The sequence below is a fragment of the Bordetella tumbae genome (genome assembly GCF_054780995.1).
In genome coordinates, this window is record NZ_BAAGVG010000005.1 from 120,585 (window position 1) to 146,574 (window position 25,990).

Annotated in this window: 22 protein-coding genes; 5 read left to right on the forward strand and 17 right to left on the reverse strand. The window is 60.3% G+C overall.

The genetic code is table 11. The annotated features are described in order from the left end of the window. Window positions 1-2 precede the first annotated feature (2 nt). From cysM to gyrA, 15 genes are all read right to left on the reverse strand, one after another. On the reverse strand, window positions 3-926 hold the full coding sequence (gene cysM / locus ACYVI2_RS04810; protein WP_415819523.1) for a cysteine synthase CysM: 924 nt from the start codon (window positions 924-926) through the stop codon (window positions 3-5). A gap of 64 nt (window positions 927-990) precedes the next feature. Further along, a complete protein-coding gene (locus tag ACYVI2_RS04815) occupies window positions 991-1,476 on the reverse strand; it encodes a ComEA family DNA-binding protein (RefSeq protein ID WP_415819524.1) in 486 nt (161 codons plus the stop codon). Window positions 1,477-1,602: 126 nt separating this feature from the next. Beyond that, window positions 1,603-2,595, reverse strand: a complete 993-nt coding sequence (gene rfaD, locus ACYVI2_RS04820; protein WP_415819525.1) for an ADP-glyceromanno-heptose 6-epimerase — start codon at window positions 2,593-2,595, stop codon at window positions 1,603-1,605. After that, a complete protein-coding gene (rfaE1, locus tag ACYVI2_RS04825; protein WP_415819526.1) occupies window positions 2,592-3,533 on the reverse strand; it encodes a D-glycero-beta-D-manno-heptose-7-phosphate kinase in 942 nt (313 codons plus the stop codon). Before rfaE1 ends, rfaD begins: the two co-directional genes overlap by 4 nt. Beyond that, entirely contained in the window at window positions 3,530-4,759 is a 1,230-nt protein-coding gene (gene lapB / locus ACYVI2_RS04830; protein WP_415819527.1) for a lipopolysaccharide assembly protein LapB, read from the reverse strand. Before lapB ends, rfaE1 begins: the two co-directional genes overlap by 4 nt. Before the next feature lie 39 nt (window positions 4,760-4,798). Beyond that, window positions 4,799-5,113 (reverse strand): LapA family protein, encoded by a 315-nt coding sequence (locus tag ACYVI2_RS04835; RefSeq protein ID WP_094820405.1) that lies wholly within the window; start codon window positions 5,111-5,113, stop codon window positions 4,799-4,801. Between the two features lie 251 nt (window positions 5,114-5,364). Further along, window positions 5,365-5,724, reverse strand: coding sequence for an integration host factor subunit beta (locus ACYVI2_RS04840; RefSeq protein ID WP_094820404.1), 360 nt, complete (start codon window positions 5,722-5,724; stop codon window positions 5,365-5,367). A 2-nt stretch (window positions 5,725-5,726) separates the two neighbouring features. Beyond that, entirely contained in the window at window positions 5,727-7,439 is a 1,713-nt protein-coding gene (gene rpsA, locus ACYVI2_RS04845; protein WP_415806376.1) for a 30S ribosomal protein S1, read from the reverse strand. Window positions 7,440-7,593: 154 nt separating this feature from the next. Beyond that, a complete protein-coding gene (cmk, locus tag ACYVI2_RS04850; RefSeq protein WP_415819528.1) occupies window positions 7,594-8,286 on the reverse strand; it encodes a (d)CMP kinase in 693 nt (230 codons plus the stop codon). Between the two features lies 1 nt (window position 8,287). Beyond that, window positions 8,288-9,622, reverse strand: a complete 1,335-nt coding sequence (gene aroA, locus ACYVI2_RS04855; protein WP_415819529.1) for a 3-phosphoshikimate 1-carboxyvinyltransferase — start codon at window positions 9,620-9,622, stop codon at window positions 8,288-8,290. Between the two features lie 3 nt (window positions 9,623-9,625). Further along, complete coding sequence (locus tag ACYVI2_RS04860; protein WP_415819530.1) at window positions 9,626-10,531, reverse strand: prephenate dehydrogenase; 906 nt, start codon at window positions 10,529-10,531, stop codon at window positions 9,626-9,628. Further along, complete coding sequence (gene hisC, locus ACYVI2_RS04865; RefSeq protein WP_415819531.1) at window positions 10,528-11,649, reverse strand: histidinol-phosphate transaminase; 1,122 nt, start codon at window positions 11,647-11,649, stop codon at window positions 10,528-10,530. Before hisC ends, ACYVI2_RS04860 begins: the two co-directional genes overlap by 4 nt. Before the next feature lie 120 nt (window positions 11,650-11,769). After that, window positions 11,770-12,855, reverse strand: a complete 1,086-nt coding sequence (gene pheA / locus ACYVI2_RS04870) for a prephenate dehydratase (protein WP_415819532.1) — start codon at window positions 12,853-12,855, stop codon at window positions 11,770-11,772. Continuing rightward, window positions 12,848-13,981, reverse strand: coding sequence for a 3-phosphoserine/phosphohydroxythreonine transaminase (gene serC, locus ACYVI2_RS04875; RefSeq protein WP_415819533.1), 1,134 nt, complete (start codon window positions 13,979-13,981; stop codon window positions 12,848-12,850). Before serC ends, pheA begins: the two co-directional genes overlap by 8 nt. Then, window positions 13,978-16,635 carry a DNA gyrase subunit A gene (gene gyrA / locus ACYVI2_RS04880; protein ID WP_415819534.1) on the reverse strand — a complete coding sequence of 886 codons (2,658 nt, stop codon included), beginning with the start codon at window positions 16,633-16,635 and terminating at the stop codon, window positions 13,978-13,980. Before gyrA ends, serC begins: the two co-directional genes overlap by 4 nt. 379 nt (window positions 16,636-17,014) lie before the next feature. Between gyrA and ompA the strand changes: the two genes are divergently transcribed. The 5 genes from ompA (at window position 17,015) to ACYVI2_RS04905 (ending at window position 23,273) form a co-directional block, all read left to right on the forward strand. Then, entirely contained in the window at window positions 17,015-17,599 is a 585-nt protein-coding gene (ompA, locus tag ACYVI2_RS04885; protein ID WP_415819536.1) for an outer membrane protein OmpA, read from the forward strand. Between the two features lie 91 nt (window positions 17,600-17,690). Further along, the gene (ubiG, locus tag ACYVI2_RS04890) at window positions 17,691-18,416 is read left to right on the forward strand and encodes a bifunctional 2-polyprenyl-6-hydroxyphenol methylase/3-demethylubiquinol 3-O-methyltransferase UbiG (protein WP_415819538.1); all 726 of its coding nucleotides are present in this window, start codon (window positions 17,691-17,693) and stop codon (window positions 18,414-18,416) included. After that, window positions 18,413-19,087, forward strand: a complete 675-nt coding sequence (locus ACYVI2_RS04895; protein WP_415819539.1) for an HAD-IA family hydrolase — start codon at window positions 18,413-18,415, stop codon at window positions 19,085-19,087. Before ubiG ends, ACYVI2_RS04895 begins: the two co-directional genes overlap by 4 nt. A 221-nt stretch (window positions 19,088-19,308) precedes the next feature. Continuing rightward, a complete protein-coding gene (locus ACYVI2_RS04900; protein WP_415819541.1) occupies window positions 19,309-20,490 on the forward strand; it encodes an MFS transporter in 1,182 nt (393 codons plus the stop codon). Window positions 20,491-20,648: 158 nt separating this feature from the next. Beyond that, on the forward strand, window positions 20,649-23,273 hold the full coding sequence (locus ACYVI2_RS04905; RefSeq protein ID WP_415819543.1) for a hypothetical protein: 2,625 nt from the start codon (window positions 20,649-20,651) through the stop codon (window positions 23,271-23,273). Window positions 23,274-23,306: 33 nt separating this feature from the next. Here the strand turns inward: ACYVI2_RS04905 and ACYVI2_RS04910 are convergent, their stop codons facing one another. Then, window positions 23,307-24,689, reverse strand: a complete 1,383-nt coding sequence (locus ACYVI2_RS04910; RefSeq protein ID WP_415819544.1) for an LLM class flavin-dependent oxidoreductase — start codon at window positions 24,687-24,689, stop codon at window positions 23,307-23,309. Between the two features lie 25 nt (window positions 24,690-24,714). Beyond that, on the reverse strand, window positions 24,715-25,971 hold the full coding sequence (locus ACYVI2_RS04915; RefSeq protein ID WP_415819545.1) for an SfnB family sulfur acquisition oxidoreductase: 1,257 nt from the start codon (window positions 25,969-25,971) through the stop codon (window positions 24,715-24,717). Window positions 25,972-25,990 lie beyond the last annotated feature (19 nt).

Consider the following 25,990-nt stretch of genomic DNA (forward strand, 5'->3'; position numbering starts at 1 on the left):
GGTCAGGCGGACTTCTCGTTAAATACGCCCGTAGACAGATACCGGTCGCCGCGGTCACAGACGATGAACACAATCGTGGCGTTCTCGACACGCTCAGACACGCGTAACGCAGCCACCAGGGCGCCTGCCGACGAAATGCCACCGAAAATGCCTTCTTCGGCGGCTAGCCGGCGCGCCATGGTTTCCGCCTCGGACTGCTCGATGGACTCATACGCATCGACCAGATTGCGATCGAAAATCGCGGGCATGTAGGCCTCGGGCCATTTGCGAATACCCGGAATCTGAGAACCCTCGGCAGGCTGTGCGCCTACGACTTGCACGTCGGGATTCTGGGATTTCAGGTAGGTCGACACGCCCATGATGGTGCCGGTGGTGCCCATCGCGCTGACAAAGTGCGTCACACGCCCTTCGGTCTGGCTCCAGATTTCAGGGCCCGTACCCTCGATGTGGGCGCGGGGATTATCGGGATTGGCAAACTGATCGAGGACCTTGCCTTTGCCCTCGTCCTGCATGGACATGGCCAGGTCGCGGGCATATTCCATCCCGCCCTTGCTGGCAGGAGTCAAAATCAGTTCTGCACCGTAGGCGGCCATGGCCGCGCGACGCTCCACCGACAAATTGTCCGGCATGATCAACACCATGCGATAACCACGCATCGCAGCTGTCATCGCCAGCGCAATACCCGTATTGCCGCTGGTCGCCTCGATCAGCGTATCGCCCGGCTTGATTTCACCGCGCTCTTCGGCGCGCAAAATCATCGAAAGCGCCGGGCGGTCTTTGACCGAGCCTGCGGGATTGTTGCCTTCCAGTTTGGCCAGGACGACGTTGCCCCGTGACTGAGCCGCCGCGCTGGGGATACGCTGCAAACGGACCAACGGCGTATTGCCGACGGTTTGTGCGATTGTGGGATATGAGAAAGTAGCCATGCAATCGATCATACCGCCGGATTCCTGACTGCGGGGCTAAAGCCGCGACGCCGCCAGGGACACCCTATGGCGCACCTGGCGTCGCCTGCGGCAGCGACGGCGCAAACTGCGGCATCGCAATCGAATTGGGGCCGAACACCGTCACGCCTGCACCGACCGTCAAGCCCGCGGCACGCAAACGTCCCAATCGTTTACGCCCGATACCCCGTACGCGATCAGAAAGGTCCTCCAACGAGTCGAAAGGACCGGCACGGTCGCGCTCCTGGACGATGATTTTGGCGGTACGAGGCCCTACGCCATTGATCGCTTCGAGTTGCTCGACAGTCGCCGAGTTCGCGTCCAAGGCATGGACAGGCATCGCCATCAGCGCCAACCCACTGGCGATCGCAACGCGGCCAACCGCACGTGCCAAGCGGCGTTGCGCCACCCGCATGCCGTCAGCGCCAAGACGAGTACGTCCCGTGAACGGCCATCGTGCTGGACGCCGCACGGCGAAATAAGAAAGGGGCTCCGTGCACACGGCAACGGGCTCATGCAAAAAAGGATTCATGGTCAGGCTCCGTATCAAACGGCAGGACGAATCGTCCGCCAGCCCACTCATGATGCCTATCGCCTGCTCTGAAAAGTCCGAGAGTGAACGAAAAAATCACCCTCGGAAACTACGTACAAGGAAAGGCTACGCCTGACGTGCGCGCCAATATTTCACGTACTCGGCCACACCGGTCTGCACATCCCGCATCGGTGCCGTAAAGCCCGCGGCACGCAACTGCGTCGCATCCGCTCGCGTGTAGCTTTGGTAGCGGCCCTTGAGATCCTCGGGGAACGGGATATAGTGCAGCAATCCCTGCTCGACCAGTTTTTCCAATGGCAAAGGCGCCTCTGCGCGCTCGGCGCGCAGGGCATTGACGACTGCAGCCGCCACGTCATTGAACGGCTGTGCACGGCCAGTCCCGCAATTAAAGATCCCCGACGTTTCAGGATGATCCAGAAAATGCAGATTGACCGCGACGACGTCATCGACCGAGATGAAATCACGGCTCTGGCCACCGTCTTCGTAGCCATCCCAGCCCGCGAACAAACGGACATGCCCCTCGGCCAGGAATTGATTCATATTGTGAAAAGCCACCGACGCCATGCGGCCTTTGTGCTGTTCATGCGGACCGTAGACGTTGAAATAACGCAGGCCCACGACCTGCGCAGTCAACGAATGCATGCGCGTGCGCAGCACTTGGTCGAACAACAGCTTGGAGTAACCGTAGACATTCAACGGCCGTTCGTTGGCCGGATCCTCGACATATACCGATGAGCCGCCATAAACCGCCGCCGAAGACGCATACAGGAACGGCACGCGCTGAGCCTGGCAGTATTCAAACAGCTCCAGCGTCACGCGGTAGTTGTTATCCATCATGTACCGCCCGTTGCGCTCGGTGGTGTCCGAGCACGCCCCCTGGTGCAAGACGGCCTGCAAGGGCGGCAATGAACCTGCGAGTACACGACGGCGAAACTCGTCTTTATCCAGATAGTCTGCAATCTGCAGGTCCACCAGATTCAGGAATTTGTCGCCTTCGGTCAGGTCATCGACCGCGATAATGTCCGTAATACCGCGCCGATTCAGGCCACGTACGAGATTGTTGCCGATGAAGCCGGCGGCGCCTGTAACGACGATCATGAGGATGCTCCTGCGAGTTCTGCGGCGGTGACGACGGACGTCCCCAGTTTGCCGACGACGATGCCGCCGGCACGGTTAGCCCACGCCATGGCTTGTTCCCAGGGCTGGCCAATCGCGCGCATCGCCGCCAAGGTAGCCAGCACGGTATCGCCTGCGCCAGACACGTCAAACACCTCGTGTGCCTGGGCGTCGACATGTTCGCGGCCTGCCGCGGTAAAAAGTGTCATGCCCTGCTCGGAACGCGTCACCAGCAAGGCTTCCAGATCAAGATCTTCGCGCAATCGCTGCGCGCGTTCGGTCAGTTGCGACTCGGTCGTCCAGCGCCCTACCGCCTGCTGCATTTCGGCTCGATTGGGCGTGACCAGAGTCGCCCCACGATAACGCGTGTAATCGTCCCCCTTGGGATCCACCAACACAGGAACACCAGCCCCACGCGCCAATGCAATCAGCGCCTCGACCCGATCGAGAGCGCCTTTGGCGTAGTCCGACAGTACCAGCACATCATGATGCGCGAGATGGCGGGCCACGCGCGCGTCCATATCGTCCAGCGTCGCATTCGCAGGATGCTGTTCGAAATCGACGCGCAACAATTGCTGCTGCCGTCCCAGAACCCGCATCTTGAGGGTCGTCGGATTTTCCGCGTCGGCAGCCAGGTCCGCATTGACCCCAGCCTGCGTCGACAGGCGGGTGATGCTGTCTCCGGCCTCGTCGTTTCCGACGATGCCCACCAAGGTTGCCTGTCCGCCCAGCGCGACCACGTTGCGCGCCACGTTGGCTGCACCACCTAGACGGTCTTCGCGCCGGGCGACCCGCACCACGGGAACCGGAGCCTCAGGAGAAATGCGATCGACTTCGCCAAACCAATAACGGTCCAGCATGACGTCGCCCACGACCAGCACACGGCTGCGCGTCATCGCTTCGGTGGGGAATGCGTTCATTCAAGTTCTTCCAAACGCCGTGGTGCATAGGTCTCCCACCCATTGCACCCCGGACACTGCCAATAATAGCGTCGCGCCTGAAAGCCGCAAGTACGGCAGGCGTAGCGATCCAGCCGCTGAGTATGTTTGTGAATCAGACTGCGCAATAGACTCAGATCTGCACCCCGCACAGGCCCTTGTTCTTGGTCTTGCTGGCTGCCGTCGGTGCTGCTGAGCTCCGCCTCCAGCAAGCGATCCAGCCCCAGTAGCGAGGGATGGTGCCGCAGCGCCCCCCGCGCGAAGGCCCAGGCTGGTGCCGCACCCTGCTGCACTCGCAACTCGCGAAAGACCACGTTGAACAAATCCAGCGAGGCATAACGGGCATACTGCTTTTGCAGCACATCCAGCCCCTCGGCCGCCTGCCCTGCATTGCGGTAATTGGCCAAGAGCTGCTCGGCGACTTGGCCAGCGAACTCGGGCGCATCGGCCAGGATGGACTCCAGATACATGCGCTCGCGCTTGAGGTCACCCTCGAGTTGAGCCAACCGGGCGCGCAGCATCGCCGTGCGGACCTTGGCTGCCTTGGTTGCGGATTCGCCCTGCCCGGCTTGTTTGGCGGCGTGATCCGCCGCATCCAAGGCGGTGTGCGCAGCATCGGCGTCAAAGGGCTTGGCCGCCAGGGCCATTTGGGCCTGCTCGCAGTAATAGTGCACGATCTGCGGCACAGGCTCGTCAACCAGGCCTTGCAAGGTCTTGACTGCCTCGATCGCCCGCGGCCAATCGTGCTCGGATTCGTAGATGCGAATCAACGACCGCAGTGCAGGCAACGCATAACGCGTGTCTTTCAGTTGTTCAAAGGCGCTTTCCGCACGGTCCAGCATGCCGGCCTTGAGGAAATCATGCGCCAACTCGTGCTGCGCGTGCTCGCGCTCGGCCTCAGGCAGATCGGAACGGCTCAACAGGCTCTGGTGCACCCGAATGGCACGCTCCATTTCGCCTCGGCGACGAAACAGGCTGCCCAGGGCAAAGTGCAATTCTGTCGTTTCGGGATCGAGCTTGGCGACCTCGACAAAGGCGTCGATGGCTCGATCCGGCTGCTCGTTGAGCAGGAAATTCAGACCCTTGAAATAAGAGTCCGGCAAGGTCCGCGTTTCGCGCAGCATCTGCCGAAAATCGAAACGCGCTGCCAACCACCCCAGTGCAAACAGCACTGGTACAAAAATTAACCACCAAGGTTCGAAGTCCACGCGGCGAGCTCTGTAGCAGGATAGAGAAAAGGACGCTGCTTACAGCGGCGACATGGGGGCAATCGCCTCGGGCGCGATTTCGGGTGTTGTTCCGTTGGCCGCTGCCTGTAAACGCTCAAGCTCGCGACGCAAGCGTAGTGCTTCGCGACGACGGCGCATCGCCGCCGGCACGGTCAGCAACAAACCAAACACCGTACCCACGACAAAAGTCACCAGCATCACGACGATGAGCGGTACATCCTGCACCACATAGTCGGCATAGAAATTTACCGCAACCGGCCCGGTGTTCTTCAGGGCGAACATCAGCACCGCAATAAAGACGAGCAATCGCAGTGCCCAGATAAGGTAACGCATGGCGCATGCTCCACAAAATTCAAGACTTTCAATTGTAAGCGGAAGCGGGCGCGGTCCGTACAACCCAGGTGAACGCCAGACCAGCACAATTTCCTCGCTCCGCGACGGCAGACTGGACCCAGCCCAGCCCTGAAACGTTCAGTAAGTCCCCCTAGAATGCCAAAGCCCCTTGAATGCCGCAAGACATTCAAGGGGCTCGGTATATCTATCGGGACAGCCTGGCACATGACATGGCTGCGCACCTGACCACACTACATGACGTGCATGCCAAGCAATGTAGGCATAGGATCGTCCGAAATACCCTCGGACGATGATGCGTCTGCATTGTCAGTCACTTGATCAACCCGCTCGCGCAATTCCTTGCCGGCTTTGAAGTGCGGTACCTGTTTACCAGGCACCAGCACCTGCTCGCCGGACTTGGGATTGCGTCCGATGCGGGGTGAGCGCTGCGACAACGAAAAGCTGCCAAATCCACGGATCTCGATACGTTGGCCCGAGGCGAGCGCCTGAGCCATTGCGTCGAGCATGGTCTTGACCGCGTAATCGGTGTCGCGGGCGGCCAGCTGGGGATAGCGGGCCGCCAATGCGGCGATCAGCTCCGACTTGGTCACTATTAGCCGTCGTTACGCTGTTGATCCAGCTTGGCCTTGAGCAACGCGCCCAGGTTGGTCGTACCCGAGGAAGCGCTGGCTTCGGACATACGATGCAGGGTATCGGCCGTCTCGGCGTTGTCGCGAGCCTTGATCGACAATTGGATCGAACGCGTCTTGCGATCGACGTTGACGATCATGGCTTCGACGTTCTGGCCTTCCTTGAGCACGGTGGTCGCGTCTTCGACACGGCCAACCGAGATTTCGGAAGCACGCAGGTAGCCTTCGACGTCGACCGACAGGGTCACGACAGCACCCTTGGGCTCGACCGACTTGACCACGCCAGGCACCACAGCGCCCTTGTCGTAGGTAGCAACGAAGTTGTTGAAGGGGTCGCCTTCCAACTGCTTGATACCCAGCGAGATGCGTTCCTTGTCGGTGTCGATACCCAGAACGACGGCTTCGAGTTCGTCGCCCTTCTTGAAGTTGCGAACGGCTTCTTCGCCGGTCTCGGCCCACGACAGGTCGGACAGGTGAACCAGGCCATCGATACCGCCGGGCAGACCCACGAACACGCCGAAGTCGGTGATCGACTTGATGGCGCCGCGGACCTTGTCACCACGCTTGAAGTTGGTGGCGAACTCTTCCCACGGGTTTTGACGGCATTGCTTCATGCCCAGGGAGATACGACGACGGTCTTCGTCGATTTCCAGGACCATGACTTCGACTTCTTCGCCCAGGGTCACGACCTTGCGCGGATCGACGTTCTTGTTGGTCCAGTCCATTTCGGAGACGTGCACCAGGCCTTCGATGCCGGCTTCGACTTCGACGAACGCACCGTAGTCGGTCAGGTTGGTCACCTTGCCGAACAGACGGGTGCCTTGCGGGTAACGACGGGCCAGGCCCACCCACGGGTCTTCGCCCAGTTGCTTGACGCCCAGCGAGACGCGGCTCTTTTCCTGGTCGAACTTGAGGACCTTGGCTTCGACTTCCTGGCCCACTTGCAGGACCTCGGAGGGGTGACGCACGCGGCGCCATGCCATGTCGGTGATGTGCAACAGGCCGTCGATGCCGCCCAGGTCAACGAACGCACCGTAGTCGGTGATGTTCTTGACCACGCCCTTGACCACTGCACCTTCGTGCAGGGTTTCGAGCAGTTTCTGGCGCTCTTCGCCCATGCTGGCTTCCAGCACTTGGCGGCGCGACAACACGACGTTGTTACGCTTGCGATCGAGCTTGATGACTTTGAATTCGAGGGTCTTGCCTTCGTACGGGGTGGTGTCCTTGACGGGACGCAGATCAACCAGCGAGCCGGGCAAGAATGCACGGATGCCGTTGGTCATGACGGTCAGGCCGCCCTTGACCTTGCCGGTGATGGTGCCGGTGACCAATTCGCCGTTTTCGAGGGCTTGTTCCAATTGCAGCCAGGCCGACAGGCGCTTGGCGCGGTCACGCGACAGGATGGTGTCGCCGTAGCCGTTTTCCAGGGAATCGATAGCCACCGAGACGAAATCGCCAGGTTGCACTTCGAGCTCGCCCTGGTCGTTCAGGAACTCTTCCAGGGGGATCAGCGCTTCGGACTTCAGGCCGGCATTGACGACGACGAAGTTGTGATCAACGCGCACGACTTCAGCGCTGATGACTTCGCCGGACTTCATGTCCTGGCTTTTGAGGCTTTCTGCGAAGAGGTCGGCGAAGCTTTCGCTGCCGGTGGCGGGAGTGGAAACGGAAGACATTGAGTTGAAATCCATTGGGCCAAAATGGCCATTAAAAACACACCGAAGCGGATTGCCCGCGACAGTGGAGTGAATGAACCCGGCAGAGCCCATATGCCCCAGGCACATGCCTGTCAGCTACGAGCCGCCACCAGGGACGGAAAACCAAAAACTGTTAAGCCTGCTGCCAAAAACCGAGCACTGCCTGTACAGTCTGCTCGATCGTCAAAGCCGACGAGTCGAGCACATGTGCATCAGCGGCCGGCACGAGAGGCGCCACGCTGCGCTGCATATCGCGCGCATCACGTTCGCGCATATCGCGCAGAAGGTCGTTAAGATTAGCAGAAATTCCCTTTTCGATCAACTGCTTACAACGCCTTTGCGCACGAGCCTCGACGTCGGCCACCAGAAATACCTTCAGTGCCGCATCCGGAAACACCACCGTCCCCATATCCCGGCCATCGGCCACCAGGCCTGGGGCCACGCGAAACGCGCGCTGACGCTCGAGCAGAGCCTGTCGCACGGCAGGATAGGCCGCGATACGCGAGGCGAAATTACCGACTTGTTCCTGGCGAATAGCCTCGCTCACATCACTGCCCTCGAGCAGGATCCGGTCGCCCTCAAAGCAGACATCCAGCCCTCGGGCCACCTCTGCCACGCCCGCCTCGTCCTCGGCAGGCAGCCCGCGATTCAGGGCTGCCAACGCAGTGAGGCGGTACAAAGCCCCACTATCCAGGATGGCCCACCCCAGCGCGCGCGCCACGCGATGGGCGATGGTCCCCTTACCCGAAGCCGTCGGCCCATCGATGGCAATCACGGGGGCCTGCGCAGCGGGATTCCCCACTGGCATATCCGAGTCTGTCGTCATATCAATTTGCACCATCACCGGACACCAGTCCGGCATACACATCAAAGTAATCAGGGAAAGTCTTGCTCACACAGCCGGGATCCAGGATGCGCACCGCGGCCGGCCCAAAGGCCGCCAGCGAAAAACACATCGCCATGCGGTGATCGTCCCAGGTGCCGATATGCGCATCACGCCATCCATCCTCGGCAGGAGGCGTCACCTGGAGCCAGTCCGGCCCGGAGGTCACCACCGCACCCAATTTGGTCAGCTCAGTGTGCATGGCATGAATACGGTCGGTTTCCTTGACCCGCCAACTGCCAATATTACGCAACCGGCACGGTCCGTCGGCGAACAATGCCAAGGCGGCCGCCGTCATGGCAGCATCCGGAATCAAATTGAAATCGGCATCGAAGGCTTTCAGCCGCTCGCCCCGGTCCACGCGAATACCGCGCGACTCGATCCAATCAGGCCCGTACTCAATCTGCGCGCCCATCTCGGCCAAGGTCTGCGCAAAGGCGACATCCCCCTGGATACTATTCGCGCCCACCCCGGTCACCCGCAACGGGCCGCCACCGATCGCCCCCAGGGCCAGAAAATACGATGCCGACGAGGCGTCTCCCTCGACCGCAATGGCGCCCGGGCTGCGATAGGCCGCACCAGCCTCGATCGTGAATCGCTGCCAGCCGTCGCGACGCACCTGCACGCCATAACGCGCCATCAAATTCAAGGTGATTTCAATATAGGGCTTGGAAATCAGGTCGCCGATCACCTCGATGACGACTGGCTGATCACTTTCCTGAGCCAGCACAGGCGCAGCCAAGAGCAGCGCGGTCAGAAACTGACTGGACACAGCCCCCTGCACGCGGGCAGGAGCCCCGGCACGAATCATGCCTGCGCTGATTTCCAACGGAGGATATCCCTCCTGGCCCGCGTAGTTGATCTCGGCGCCCCATTGCCGCAACGCATTGACCAGATCGCCGATCGGCCGCTCGTGCATACGCGGCACGCCCGACAAACGATACTGCCCACCCATCAAGGCCAACGCAGCGGTCAACGGACGAAACGCCGTGCCTGCATTGCCCAGGAACAGATCCGCCTGCTTCACCGGAAAACGGCCTGCGCCAGAAACGGTCACGCTGCCCGACCCGGTATCCGTGACTTCCATACCGAGCTGTCGCAGCGCATTCAACATCACGCGCGTATCGTCCGAGTCCAGCAGCCCCGAGATATCCGTACGCCCGGCGGCCAGCGCCGCCAACAGCAGTACACGATTGGAAATACTTTTAGAACCTGGCAAGGCCAGTTGGCCACGCGCCTGCCGAGCGCGGGGCAAATCAAGAAATGGCTGTCCGGCCATGAACTACTCCTTGCGCCAATTGCGGCGCGCCTGAGCGGCCTGCAACAGCATTTCCTCGAGAGCCGCGCCATCGCCGTCCGCCATGGCGCGCTCCATCTGGTCCAACACTCCTCGGACGGCCGTCAACTCGGTACGTAACGCGTCGCGATTGGAGAGAAAAATATCGCGCCACATCTCAGGCGAACCCGCGGCAATACGGGTGAAATCACGAAAACCCGACCCCGCCAGGGACAAGCGCAACGCAGCGTCATCAGCGTTGGCAACCTGCGCCATATAAGCAGCCGCCAACAAATGCGGCATGTGGCTGACCGATCCCAGCACACGATCATGCGATTCGGCGTCCATCTCGAGCACGCGCGCTCCGCACGCTCGCCACAGGTCACGCACGTGTGCAATCGCCGCCGGCGCGTTTTCCGGCTCAGGCGTCAAAATCACGGTGCGATCCCGGTATAACCCGGCATCCGCCGCCGAGGGACCGCTGCGCTCTGCGCCGGCAATCGGATGGCCCGGAACAAATTGGCCAATACGATCGCCCAACGCCACGCGTGCGGCTTGCACGACTTCGACTTTGGTGCTGCCGGCATCCGTCAGCAAGGTATCCGGGCCCAAATGCGGACGCAACTGCGCCAACATCGCCGCGAGGCCGCCTACCGGTGTCGATAGCAAAATGACATCCGCCTGCGCTGCCGCCTGTTCCGGCGTAGCCACTGCGTCGATCAACCCTAACGCTTGTGCTTGCGCCAGCGATTGCGCATTGCGCCCCACTCCCAGCACCTGGCCCACCTGCCCAGCACGACGCAACGCCAGCGCCGCAGAACCGCCGATCAGCCCCACGCCAATGACGGCCAATACAGGAATCAGGGGGCCATCGGCCCCCTGTGCAACGGACGCAGAAGTCTCGCGCGTCATGCCGCCAGAATTTCCGTCAATGCCGCGATGAAACGCTGGTTTTCTTCAGGCAAGCCAATGGTGACGCGCAGCCATTCAGGCAAACCGTCACCGGCGACCGGGCGCACAATCACACCACGCTTGAGCAACTCGAGATTGATACGCGCGGCATCACCCACCTGGACCAACACAAAATTGCCGTAGCTGGGCACGTAGCGTAGCGACAGACCATCAAAGGCCTCGCTCAACTGCTGCTTGCCCGCCTTGTTCAAGGCATAGGAACGCTCTAGATAGTCTTTGTCGGCCAGTGCTGCAATCGCAGCCGCCTGGGCCAGCGTGTTCACGTTAAACGGCTGGCGAACGCGATTCAGCAAATCGGTCAATACCGGTTGTGCGACAGCAAAGCCTACACGCAATCCCGCCAAACCATACGCTTTGGAGAACGTGCGGGACACAATCAAATTGGAATATTGACGGACCAACGCCACGCTATCGAAACGGAGCTCGGGATCCAGATATTCGTTATAAGCCTCATCCAGCACCACCGTCACACGGTCGCCGTGAGCCGCATGCACGCGCTCGAGAAAGGCTGCAATTTCCGCGCCTGGCACAAACGTCCCGGTGGGATTGTTGGGATTAGCGATGAACACCAGACGGGTGTCATCAGCGATCGCCGCAAACATGGCGTCCAGATCATGGCCGTAATCACGCGCCGGGACCTGAATATGCCGTGCGCCACGGGCCTGCGTGGCCAAGCGGTACACCGTAAAAGCATGCTGAGCGTACACCGCTGACGTCCCGGGTTCCAGCAGCGCCAGTGCGGCAATTTCCAGAATATCGTTCGAACCGTTGCCGAGCGTGATCCAGCTTGGGGGAACGTCATAGCGCTTGGCCAAAGCCGCCTTCAGATCAAAACCATTGGGATCCGGATAGCGTGCCAAGGAGTTGGTCGCGGCAACCAAGGCCTCGCGCGCCGATGCCGGCATGCCCAGCGGGTTTTCATTCGATGCCAACTTGATGATGCTCGCCGGATCCAAACCAAACTCGCGAGCGAGTTCTTCGATGGGCTTGCCCGCCTGGTAGGGTGCGATAGCGCTGACGTGAGCAGGAGCGGTCAACGACTTGATTGCGGTAGTCATGAGTATGCGCGAGACGTAATAAAGTGACTGCGAAACCGCAGCGGCACTGCGGCAAAATCAATGATGAGTAACAACAGAAAACCGCAACAGGCCTGGCGCGGACACGCCGGGCCTTTACGATCACTGCGCCGGATACGATCCCAAGACCTTGAGGAACGCCACCTGCGACTGCAAATCTGCCAACGCGCGCGCCACCTGCGGATCATCGCGATGGCCCAGCACGTCAACGTAAAAATAATATTCCCACTGCCCTGTCCGTGCAGGACGCGACTCGAAACGCGTCATCGACACACCATTGGCCGCCATCGGCGCCAGCATGTCATAGACCGCGCCGGCACGATTGGGCACCGCCAGGATCAAACTGGTTTTATCCTTTCCGCTGGGCAGCGGCTGCATATCGCCCACGGCCAGAAAGCGAGTACGGTTATTCGGATCATCCTGAATACCCGCCTCCACGATCTGCAGATTCCAGGCGGGGGCTGCCGTTTCACCGGCAATCGCCGCAATCGTGGGGTTGGTGCTGGCCACCCGCGCCGCCTCGGAATTGCTCGATTCAGCCACGCGCTCCAGACCCGGATAATTGCGGCTCAACCATCCTTGGCATTGAGCCAAGGCTTGCGGATGCGCGGCCACGGCGGTGATGCCCTCCATGGTGCCCGATTGCGTCATCAAGCAGTGACGGATATCCAGCGAACGCTCACCGAGGATTTTCAGCGAGGTGCTCAACAGCAAATCCAGGCTGCGATTGACCGCGCCTTCTGTGGAATTTTCTACCGGCACCATGCCTACATCCGCCTGTCCAGCCTCGACGGCACGGAACACCTCGTCGAACGATGGACACGGCAGGGGCTGCACCGAACGGCCAAAATGCTCGAATGCCGCCTGCTCGGAAAACGAACCTCGCGGGCCCAGATAGGCCACCGTCATACCCCGTTCCAACCCACGGCAGGCTGAAATGATTTCCGTCCACACCGATGCCACGGCGTCTCGAGGAAATGGGCCACGATTGAGCTGCTGCAAACGGCGAATGACCTCGGCCTCGCGCTCCGGGCGCAGCACGGGGCCGTCTGCCGATGCCGCGTGCTTGACCTCGCCCACGTCCAGCGCCGCACGGGCGCGCTGCGACAGCAGCTCGAGGATCTGTGCATCGATCGAATCGATACGCTCGCGCAGTGGCTTGAGCTGGGCCTGCAATGAATCATCCATAACGGCGTTCGAACTCTTTCAAGTAATCCACCAACGCCTGCACACCCTCTAGCGGCATCGCGTTGTAAATAGAGGCACGCATGCCGCCCACGCTCTTGTGACCCTTGAGTTGCGTCAGCCCGGCAGCCTCGGCCCCTTGCAAGAAGGCGTCATTCAGCGACTCGTCACGCAATACGAACGGCACATTCATGCGCGAACGCACCGGTACGTGCACCGGATTGCGGTAAAACGACGTGCCGTCCAGATAGCCGTACAGCAGCTCGGCCTTGGCGCAGTTGACGGCCTCGATGGCGGCTACCCCGCCCTGAGCCTTTATCCACTTGAACACCAGACCCGCCACATAGATCGCAAAGGCCGGCGGCGTGTTGTAGCGCGAATGCTCCGCCGCCACGTTGGCGTAATCAAACGCCGAGGGGCAAATCGGCAAGGACTTGCCAATCAGATCGCGACGCGCCACCACCATGGTGACCCCGGCGGGGCCGGCATTTTTCTGTGCACCGGCAAACATCAAGCCCGTGCGGGTCACGTCCAGCGGACGCGACAGGAAATGCGACGAGGCATCTACCACCAAGGGCACGTCCGGCGCACCTAGCGCAGCCATGTCCGGCCAATCCAGGAACTCGACGCCATGAATGGTTTCGTTGCTGCACAGGTGCAGATAGGCAGCCTCGGGGCGAATGTTCCATGTTTCAACCGGCGGCACCCAGGTCCAGGGCGCCTGTTCACGTCCGTCGATCTGCGTCGCGACGCCGCTGGTCGCAGCAACCTGCGCATCACCGTAACGCCCTGCCTCTTTATGCGAGCGGGTAGACCAATGTCCGGTCAGCACAAAATCCGCTGCAGCGTAGCCGCGGCGGCCGATCAAGTTCATGGGCACGATAGCGTTCTCGCCCAAGCCGCCGCCCTGCATGAACATCACGGCATAATCCGCCGGCACGCCCAACAACTCGCGCAAATCGGATTCCGCGGTGTCGCAGATCTGCACGAAATGCTTGCCGCGATGGCTCATTTCCATCACGGACATGCCGCTGCCGTTCCAGTCCAGCATCTCGGCAGCGACCTGCTGCAACACCACTTCAGGCAAGGCCGACGGGCCCGCCGAAAAGTTCCAGGGACGAGCCATCATTGCTCCGTAGGTTCAGTCGGTTCGGATGAAGCATCGGCATCGCCATCGGCGTCCAGTGCCTCGGAGTCTTCGCCATCGACGTCATCCGCATCGCTTTCGACCACGCGGCGCACGCCCGACAGGCTGCTGCCGTCATCGACGCTGATCAACGTGACGCCCTGCGTCGCACGGCCCATCTCGCGGATCTCGCCCACGCGGGTACGCACCAACACACCGCCAGTCGTAATCAACATGATTTCGTCAGACGGCATGACCAGCACGGCACCGACAACCTTGCCATTACGCGAGGAGGTCTGGATGGCGATCATGCCCTTGGTGCCGCGGCCATGGCGCGTGTACTCCGTAATCGAGGTCCGCTTGCCGTAGCCATTTTCGGTGGCGGTCAGCACGCTTTGCGACTCGTCGCCGGCAACCAGCAGCGCAATCACTGTCTGGTTGTCTTCCAGCGTCATTCCTCGCACACCGCGGGCGTTGCGGCCCATCGGACGGACATCGTTTTCATCGAAACGCACGGCCTTGCCGGCATCCGAGAACAACATCACATCATGCTTGCCGTCGGTCAGGTCAGCGCCGATCAGGTAATCGCCGTCGTCCAATCCCACGGCGATGATGCCCGCCTTGCGCGGATTGGAGAAATCCGACAACGGCGTTTTCTTGACCGTACCGCGCGAAGTCGCCATGAAGACGAACCGGTCTTCGCTGAATTCCTTCACGGGCAGCACAACGGTGATCTTTTCGCCGTCGACCAAGGGGAACATATTGACGATGGGCTTGCCGCGCGAGTTGCGCGTGCCCTGCGGAACCTCCCAGACCTTGAGCCAGTACACCCGGCCGCGATCAGAGAAGCACAGCAGGTAATCGTGCGTATTTGCGATGAAGAGCTGGTCGATCCAGTCGTTTTCCTTCATCGCCGTCGCCTGCTTGCCGCGCCCGCCGCGTTTTTGCGAACGGTACTCGGACAGGGGCTGGCTCTTGATATAGCCGGCATGCGACAACGTCACCACCATATCAGTGGGTGTAATCAGGTCCTCGGTATCGAGCTCGGTCGCATTCATTTCGATATCCGAGCGGCGCGTGTCCTTGGCGCCAGTCGAGAACTCGGCCTTGATCGCTTGGAGCTCCTCACTAATGATGGAGGTAATGCGCTCAGGCTTGGCCAGAATATCGAGCAAATCGGCGATCGTCGCCATGACGTCCTTGTACTCGCCAACGATCTTGTCCTGCTCCAGGCCGGTCAAGCGTTGCAGACGCATGTTCAGGATTTCCTGAGCCTGCGTATCGCTCAGGCGGTACAGACCGTCGCCCTGCAGACCGAGGCTTTCGTGCAGGTCGTCCGGGCGGAATGCCGCACGGCCGCCTGTCGCATCATGATCGGCACGCGACAGCATCTCGCGCACGAGCGACGAATCCCACGAACGCGACATCAGCTCCTGACGCGCGACCGGCGGCGTCGGCGCGGCCTTGATGATGGCAATGAAATCATCAATATTGGCCAGCGCGACCGCCAAGCCCTCGAGCACGTGGCCGCGTTCGCGGGCCTTGCGCAGCTGGAACACGGTACGGCGTGTCACTACCTCGCGGCGATGCTGCAGGAAATAACTGATCAGTTGCTTCAGGTTGAGCAAGCGCGGCTGGCCGTCGACCAGCGCCACCAGGTTCATCCCAAAGGTGTCCTGCAACTGCGTGTTCTTGTACAGATTATTGAGAATGACCTCGGGCACCTCGCCGCGCTTGAGTTCGATGACCAGACGCATGCCGTCTTTATCGGACTCATCGCGGATATCTGAAATACCCTCGATCTTTTTCTCGTTGACGAGCTCGGCGATACGCTCCTGCAACGTCTTTTTGTTGACCTGGTAGGGAATGGCGTCGACCACGATGGCCTGACGATTACCCTTTTCCATGTCCTCGAAGTGCGTCTTGGCGCGCATGACCACACGGCCACGGCCCGTGCGATAGCCCTCGCGGACCCCCGCCATACCGTAGATGATGCCGCCGGTCGGGAAGTCGGGCGCGGGAATGATTTCGATCAACTCGTCGATCGAACATGTGGGATTGCGCAGGCAATACAAGCAGCCGTCGACCACCTCTTGCAGGTTGTGCGGCGGAATATTGGTGGCCATCCCCACCGCGATCCCCGAGCTGCCGTTGACCAGCAGGTTAGGCAAGCGCGAAGGCAACAGCAGCGGCTCTTGCTCGCTACCATCGTAGTTGGGACCAAAATCCACGGTTTCCTGGTCGATATCGGCCAGCAACTCGTGGGCGATCTTGGCCAGACGGACCTCGGTGTAACGCATGGCCGCGGCGCTGTCGCCGTCGATCGAACCAAAGTTACCTTGTCCATCAACCAGCATATAGCGCATGGAAAAATCCTGCGCCATACGCACAATGGTGTCGTAGACCGACTGGTCACCGTGCGGGTGATATTTACCAATAACGTCACCAACGATACGCGCGGACTTTTTATAGGCGCGGTTCCAATCGTTGTTGAGTTCATGCATCGCGTAGAGCACGCGTCGGTGCACGGGCTTGAGGCCGTCGCGCACATCTGGGAGCGCACGCCCTACGATCACGCTCATGGCGTAATCAAGGTAACTGCGGCGCATCTCTTCTTCCAGCGAAACCGGAAGCGTCTCCTTGGCGAAGGAATCCATATATATAGCGACTGAATCGTGTGAGAGAAACCCGGGCTGGGTAAACAGGAAATTCTATCATCCGATTCCCTTGGACTCCCCTGAGCCCAATTCGGAGCCTCCGGCCCACGCCCATCGACGGCCTTACAGGCCACCTTGTTGCCAAAAACCAACATCCCTACCTCCCCACAAGAAATAAAAGCTCATATCGAGTGCCAATGCCGTCTTCCAGGGGAGCCAAAGATCATCAAATGCCTTAAGATTGTTTCCAGCACGCAGGAGACTCAGTAGCGATTCTTTGAACCTTTTCCGAGCATTGCTATACTGACCCCGTTTCCTGATATGCGGCGGGGATTCGCTGCGAGTCACTTATCCAGCTTCAAGCTCAACGAGGAGAAACATGAACAAACCCTCCAAATTCGCTCTGGCGCTCGCCTTCGCCGCCGTTACGGCTGCCAGTGCTGCTTCCGCGCAAACCGTGGACAACTGGCGCAATCCGTTCGGCGACGTGTGGATGAACGGCACGAATGAACTGTGCTGGCGCGATGCATTCTGGACGCCGGCCACCGGCATCCCGGGCTGCGATGGCGTACCGGTCGCTCAGGCGCCCGCCAAACCCGTGCCTGCGGCCACCAAGGTCGTGTTCAACGCTGACACGTTCTTCGACTTCGACAAGTCCACCCTGAAGCCGGAAGGCCGTCAGTTGCTGGATCAAGTTGCCCAGCAAGCTCAAGGCATCAATCTCGAGACCATCATCGCTGTCGGTCACACCGACTCGATCGGTACCGAGAAGTACAACCAAGGTCTGTCCGAGCGCCGTGCTGCTTCGGTCAAGGCTTACTTGGTTAGCCGTGGCATCGACCCGAACCGCATCTACACCGAAGGCAAGGGCGAACTGCAGCCCGTCGCTTCGAACAAGACGCGTGAAGGCCGTGCCCAGAACCGTCGCGTAGAAGTTGAAATTGTCGGTAGCCGCAATCAGTAATTGATGCGCTAGCCGCTACAATGAGGGGCCTCGCTTGCGAGGCCCTTTTTTCATTACGGCGTGTCTTCACACGCCGCACTGCCTGCCGCTCATGACTGAATCCGCTACCTCGACTCGCCCCGGCGTCAACGCTGACCAAACCGAATTAGACAAATTCGCCGCCTTGGCCGCGCGCTGGTGGGATCCCGAAAGCGAATTCAAGCCGCTGCATGCCATCAACCCCCTGCGCCTGGACTGGATTCAAGAGTGCGCGGGCAGCCTGGCCGGGAAAACCGTGCTGGACGTCGGGTGTGGCGGTGGCATTCTGTCCGAGAGCATGGCCGCCACGGGCGCCACGGTCACCGGCATCGATCTCGCCGAACGCTCTCTCAAAATTGCCCGTTTGCATGGCCTGGAGTCCGGCATCAAAGTGGAATATCGCGCCGTCCCAGTCGAGGACTTGGCCACCGAACAACCCGGTCACTATGATGTGGTCACCTGCATGGAAATGCTGGAACACGTGCCGGATCCCGGCTCCGTCGTCCGCGCCTGCGCCGCTCTGGTCAAACCCGGCGGCTGGGTGTTTTTTTCCACACTGAACCGCAACGCGAAATCCTTCCTGTTTGCCATCCTCGGGGCAGAGTACGTCCTGAACCTGCTGCCGCGCGGCACCCATAGCCACGACCAGTTCATCAAACCCAGTGAATTGGCGGCCTCAGCTCGCCAAGCCGGCCTGGAGCTCACCAGCATGCGCGGCATGGAATACAACCCCATTACCAAGGTATACCGCCTGTCGGGCGACACCTCTGTGAATTATCTGATGGCCACCCGCAAATGAGCGCACTGATTCTGTTTGATTTCGACGGCACGCTGGCCGACACGGCCCCCGATCTGGCCGCTGCCGCCAATCGTCAACGCACTCGCCGCGGCTTGGAGGCCCTGCCCTACGAAACGCTGCGCCCCGTCGCCTCGCAAGGCGCGCGCGGACTGCTGCGCGTGGCGTTGAGCATGCTGCCGGACCATCCAGAGTACGAATCCACACGGCTACAGTTTCTCGAAGATTACGCGTCCAACTCTACGGTACACAGCCGGCTGTTCCCGGGCATCGCCGAATTGCTCCATGGGATTCGCGAACGCGGGCACGCCTGGGGCATTGTCACCAACAAAGTCACCCACCTGACGCTGCCCATCGTCGAATTTCTCGGTCTGACCCAGGACAGCGCCGTCTTGGTATGCGGCGACACCACCGAGCACTCCAAGCCCCACCCCCTGCCGCTGCAACATGCCGCCCGGGAGGCCGGGTACGCGGTTGACCGATGCGTCTATGTGGGCGATGATTTGCGTGACGTCCAAGCAGCCCATGCGGCGGGCATGCCCGCCGTCGCCGCGGCCTATGGTTATTTAGGACAGGACGAAAACGTCATCAGCTGGTCGGCCGAAGCCACCGCCAACACCCCCGCCGACCTCTGGGATGCCATCGAGCCCCTGCTGCCCCGCGGCCTGCGCTGACAACAGCGATCGATCTCGGCATGATTGTTCATCTTGAACAAACAGTCATGCCGAGTCTTTAGTCTTTATCCCTTCACTCAGCCCTATTAAAGTACGGGTTATCCCTGAATTGCGGATAAATCCGCCGCCTGCGCTTGCCGTAGACGGCGGCAGTTCTGTTTTTCCACCAGGCCTGCCGACACCCTATTCTGCCGCGCCTCACCAGCGCGACACATCAAATCATGCTGCTACCTATTTTGTTGCTTTCCACTGCGGGGTTCACCATCCTCACGACAGAGTTTCTGATCGTGGGGTTGCTCCCCCCGCTCGCGCGCGATCTGAATGTCACCGTGTCCCAAGCCGGGCTGCTTGTCACCCTGTTTGCCTTTACGATTGCCGCCGCCGGCCCATTTCTCACCGCGCTGCTGAGCAACATGAATCGCAAACGGCTCTTTATCGGAACGCTGGTGTTGTTTGGCCTATCCAATACGGTCGCCGCGTTAGCTCCCAATATCGGCATCATGGCTTTAGCGCGTTTCGTGCCGGCCTTGGCTTTGCCGGTGTTTTGGTCGCTGGCCAGTGCGACCGCGATTGAGTTGGCCGGCCCCGCTCGTGCGGGCCGAGCCATCTCGATGGTGGGATTCGGCATCGTCGCTGCCACGGTGTTTGGCATTCCTATCGGCGTGCTGATTTCTGACGGGTTTGGCTGGCGCACCGCCTTTGGCGTACTGGCCGTCGTGGCATTCGCCAAAGCACTGATGCTGTGGGTTTTCTTTCCTCGCCCGCCCCAGCAGACGCAACAAGTCAAACTACGCACGCAATTAAGCATTCTGCGTGACCCGCACGTCATCGGGCACGTCATGCTGTCGCTGCTGATCTTCACCGGCATGTTTACCGCCTACACCTATCTGGCCGACATGTTGGAACGTTTGGCCGGCTTCAACGGCCAATGGGTGGGCTGGACCATGATGGCATTTGGCGGCATCGGGCTCATCGGCAACCTGGTCGGTGGCAGATTGGCCGATCGCAGCGCCCTTGGTGCCACGCTGTTGTTTGCTGGCTTGATGACCGCAGGCCTGATCGTGCTGGGTCCCGTCATGCGTTCGCCCGGGTTGCTCGCTCTCGCGTTAGGCTTGTGGGGCGTCGCCCAGGCAGCGCTCTTTACGGTATGCCATGTGCGCGTCATGAAGTCCGCACCAGATGCGCCGGCATTTGCCGCTTCCTTGAACATTTCCGGGGCCAATACCGGCATCGGCATCGGCGCGATCGTGGGAGGTTACATCATCGACCACTATGGATTGGTCTGGCTGGGTGCAACGGCCGCCGTGATTGTGCTGGCCGCCATGGGACTGGGAGCAGCCCTGGCCGTCTCGAGCAAGCAACGCGCGCAGCGCTCGCTGCAGGCTTCCTGTGCGAATGCGTGAGCAAAGACCCGTGTGATAGAGGCTCCCTCATGAGCCTCTATCACACGCGAAAGCTCCCGGCAGGATTCCTTCGGCGGTTCGATTAAAGAACAGCCCACCCTATTCACCAAGCGCTTGTAGGTAATAATGCGTCGTCGACAACACCTAACAAGCCGAATATGTCTGGAGACAACTCCCCCCGGTTCAAACGCTATGCGCTGAAAATCACGCTGATTTATCTGCTGATACGCGGTCTGCCGGAGCTGCTGTTCTTTATCTTTTACCTGCTGCCCGAGGCGACCATACAGTCGCTGGTGCAAACGCATAGCGCCTGGCTGCGCCACCTCTATCCGGTCGTGCCGCTGCAGATACTGAACCTTCCTCTCGGGTTTCAGCACGCGCTCGCCTTAGTGCCGGTCTTGATGATCGAATGCCTGCTGGTGTTTCTGTTCAGTGCCTGGCTCATCCGTCGGCGCCCATGGACAGCAGAGCGTCCGAGCAACAAAGCTCGATGGATCATCCTGGTCCTGGCCACGCTGATCTGGTCCTATGTTGTCCGTTTGCAAATACTCGGACACTTTCAGCACCTCTGGGTCGAAGAACTGCAAACTCTGCAGGCGAAAGGCGGCGACTGGTTCGAGCTGATGCCGCCCATCCTGTTGCAAGCGAACAGGACTATCACCAGCCTCCTCTACGCCACAATGCCCCTGTGGGCCTGGGTGCCCGTCTGGCTGCATTTCCTGCTTGCCAAAAAGCCCGTCGGCACAACACACGACCCAGCTATCGTGGATGGGAATCATCCGGCCAACATGGCGGTACCACTGCAAAAAAGCATCGCCCTTGCATCCTTTTTACTGGGATGCCTGGGGCTGCATTTTGTCCTGGTTCTGCTCACCTACATCGGACTCTGGCCATGGGCTGCTCAACTGTCGGATACGCAGTTGCCCCTGGATGTGCTCAACGGACTGAGCCTGCCGCTATCGCTGAGCCAGATTGTATTCGCCAGCCTGATATGCCTGTTGGCAGCGTCGATCTATGTACGCCGTCTGACCATCACCCGGCCGAGCCTCTTCGCACTCGTCATCAAGCCGCTGCTGTCCGGGGTTATCGCATACCTGTTGACCAGTTTCCTGATATTGGCGCTGGTGTGGATCTGGATGTGGCTCAACCCGGGGCTCATCGAATCATTGCCGCGCCAGCTCAGCCGCAATCCCGAGGCCGGCCTGACGTTCGCCATTGTCCTCAACCTCGTGGCGATGTTGCTGCTGTGCCTGGCCAGCGGCAGGTTGCGTCAATCGCCACGGCGCTGGACAGGCCTGTTGGTCATCCTGATGGCTTGCGCCAGCATTCCCCTCTACGTAGGGTGGACCCTCGCAAGTACCAACATGGGTGCTGCGGGAGGCACGCCAGGCACGGCCGTCACCGGCAAGCTCGGCGACGCCCGCTGGCGCTCCATGGAGCAATGGTGCACCGGCGTCGTCGAAACCCGGCACGGAACGTGGCTGGTTGGACGAAACGAAGAGTCCTCGGGCTCCCCGTCTTACATCCCTCCGGGTGTCCCGGATCTGAGCGAACTCATCCTGGGCAAGGACGAAGCTGCCTCGCAACGTCGTTTCAACCTGTTTAGCTCTCGCTCCATGTTGACCACGCTGTCGCTACTGCAGGATGACGGCACATTCAAAATGGTTGCCACGGTGCCTGATGTCACCTGCTTGATGGTATCGCCCGAATCCGGCACGCTGTTCCTATTCACCGGTATAGACCGGCCTAGGTCATCATCCCCCTCGTTGACCGAAAGCGAACAAACCGCCATTTTCCGATCCACAGATCATGGCGCCACCTGGACCTGGCTGGAATCGGGTTTCATGACCGAGGTCGATCGGCTCGCCTGGAGTATCAAGCCTACCTTTTCCTCGGACCAGCACGTCTGGGCCTGGGGCAAAGAACCCCCGAGCGAGGACGAGCCCGCCGGGATCTGGGGTCGCCCAGAACCTGCGCCCACCCGTCGCGATGCCAACGGCAATGAGACCAGACCGACTGCCTTGTTCTACTCCTCCGATCAGGGACAAACCTCGACCGTCGTCTATAGTCCCGAGCCTTTGATTGCGCCAGTCTCCTATCTGCGGGAAATGACCGGGCAACCCAATGGCGATTTTTCTTCGCGCCGGGACATGGATCAAGAGCGCTTTGTCGTTCAGGTCAGTGACACGCGCGCCTATGTGTGGGCATCAGAATTCATGTGGTATTCCGTCGGCAATGCCCAGCACCGCACCATGCTGATGACGCACGCAGAGCTTTCGCGCCCGGCCCCCTCAGGTGAATGGCAGATCACCAAGGTCACACGCCACCCGGAATTGCGCGTGGAGCATTTGTCGACCTCGCACGATGGCCGCACCTACGCCATCCTGCAGGACAAAGACGGAGAATGGCTGGCCAAGCTCGATACGCAAACCGGCGAATGGGTCGAGCGTCAGAGAACGCCGTCGCTGCTGCCGGGATGGCTCGCCGAAAATCGCACGTCAGCGCGGTATTTCTGGAATAACGGCGACTATCAAGTGGTGAGCGAATGGGGCGACACGATCGTGCCCCGGCTGCTCATCCCTTTCTCAAAGAGCCGCGCCGAGATCGACACCGATGCACATTTCTACACGCGGGATGGCGGCCGCACCTGGCATCAGTTGGCCATTCCGGGCTATCTGGGCGTGATGGGTCTATCGCCGACCGGCAGCAAGCTATATTGGAGCAAAGGGGATTGGTATGAAAATGACGAACCTTTGCAGTGGCAGTATGACTTAGCGCAGTAGGCCGACATTTGAGGCATGCTGCCTGGGCCTGGGTCAAGGCTCTGGCAGCCGGACAGCATGCCTTACGCTCGCACCAATATGATTGGTGGGCAAACGATCCCCTCTGCCAAACAATTGCTGCCTTAGCGTAGCCTGCTCGTAGCGCGTGCGATAACGCCCCCGGTTTTGCAATTCGGGCACAACGATATTGGCAAAGTCTTCCCACGTTTCCGGCACGACAATGCGTGTCAGGTTAAAACCGTCTATCTCGCCCACATCGATCCAGCGCTCCATTTCGTCGGCGACCTGAGTGGCATTGCCGACAATGGTCTGATAACGGCTGCCCAGCGCGAATTGTTCCTGCAGCTTGCGTCGCGTGGTCCAGCCCTGTTGCTGCGCGGCCTGGGCAGCGGATTGCATTGCATTACCCGCGGCATATGGGATGGGCTCGTCCAGACTGTATTTGGCAAAATCCACGCCGGTGCTCGCGGCGAAATGCGCCAGGCCTCCCTCGGAACTCGCGTGCGATAGATATTCGGCGTATTTGTCCTGCGCCTCGGTTTCGGTATGACCGGCCACGACAGCCAGGCCCGCGTAGATCTTGATGTCATCGGGGCGGCGCCCGGCATTCACGGCCGCCTGCCGCAACTTGCGAGACGCCTCGCGCGCGGCTTCGGGTGTACGCGCGCCGATGAAAATCCCCTCGGCGTGCTGCCCGGCGAACTGCAGTCCGCGCGGCGACGTGCCTGCTTGAAACAATACCGGGGTGCGCTGCGGTGATGGCGCGCTCATGTGAATGGCGTTGGCCCGATAGAACGGGCCCTCGTGCTTCACTGGATGCACTTTCTCTGGCCGAGTATGAATACGGCGCGCGCGATCAGTCACCACGGCGTCATCCTCCCAGCTGCCTTCCCATAGTTTGTAGGCGAGCGCCAGAAAATCCTCTGCGCGATCGTAACGGCTGTCGTGCTCGGCCAGTCCGGCCTGACCCAATCCACGCGCCCCGCTCTCCACATAGCCCGTGACAATATTCCAACCGATACGGCCGTTGGTGAGTTGATCCAAGGTCGTCACATCGCGTGCAAACGCGTAGGGATTGTGTGCGCCCACAGTCGCTGTCAGCCCAAAGCCTATATGCTTGGTCACGGCGGCCATCGCAGACACGACCAGCCAGGGATTATTCACCGGCAACTGAATCGCCTCACGTAACGTAAGGTCCACGCCATCCTGATAAACATCGTAGTACCCAATCACGTCAGCGATAAAAATACCGTCAAACAGGCCTTTTTCGAGTACCCGCGCAATATTCGTCCAGTATTCCAAGGTCTGGAACTGCGTAGACTGATCGCGAGGATGCGTCCATAAGCCATGATGGATATGGCCCACGCAATTCATATTGAACGCGTTGACGTGTATATGCCGTTTTGCCTGTGTCATGCTGGGTTCGACCCTGATATCGGTATCACAACGCGCCGTGACGCGGCGGCCGCACACCGTTGAGGACATAGTTCCCCACGGCGTGATATTTCCAACGAACGGGATCATGCAACGTATGCGTACGCGCGTTACGCCAAAACCGATCCAATCCCAAACCATCCAGCGTCGCGCCCGTGCCGCTCAGCTCGAATAGTTTGCTGCCCGCCAACAAACTGGCACTCGTGCTCAACGCCTTGGCTTGCGCCACAGCGATAGAGGCGGCTGCGACACTGTCCTCGTCGGGTTGCAACTGGGCAGCATCGACAGCCAACGCTGCTCTTGCCAGCAGTGCCTGCGCGGCACACAGGCGTACGTGCACATTGCCAATCTGCGCCAGCAATAACGGATCCTGTGTCGCGCTTTCCACCGCAGCATCTACCCACGGGCGCGCATGTTCACGGATAAAGGGCAAGGTCGCTTGTAACGCTCCCCATCCGATACCCAGATCCAGTGCAGCATGGATAATCTGGGCAAATGGCCCGATGGTCGTAGGCTGCTCGAACGAAGCCGTGAACGGAACAACCCATTCCGGCTCGACCCTCACTCGATCAAACTGCACAGAGCCGCTGCCAGTGACGCGCTGCCCGAAACCATCCCAATCATCAGTAATGATCACACCGGCCGCCGAACGTGGCACGAACGCGAGATACTGGCGTTCTCCCTCATCCTCATGGGCAGTGACCAGCGTCGGAATCCAATGCGCATAGATAGCGCCGGTGCAATAGAACTTCGCACCATTGACAACCCACCCGCCAGACTCACGCAATAGCTGTGTGCGTCGCTTGAAATCGCGATGCCCGATCTCGGCCAGCGCGTTGCCCAGCCGCTCACCGCGTAGCACACGCTCATAGAAGAACGCCTTTTGTGCCGATGACCCACCAACGCGCAGTACCTCCAGCGCATAGTAGTGATTCTGCGGAATCTGCCCGACGCTCCCGTCCGCCTCGGCGATCAAGGCAACAACTTGAGTCAGCGTTCCGGTAGAAACGCCCGCGCCGCCGTATTCCCGTGGCACCGTGATCCCCCACAGACCGCTCTGGCTCAATGCGTCCACTTCCTGCCAGGGCAAAATACGGTCACGGTCGCGTTGCTGTGCCTCGATAGCAATCTCGCTCGAAAGCTGATTTGCAATCTCCAAGGCTTCTGATTCGCTGCGAATGATCTGTGCGGGCTGCGCAGGCAATGACGCCGGCGCAGCCCGTGCCCCCGACGTCGATGCCTCATGTGCTGGTCTGCTCGCCATAGTGATACCTCTGCTCATC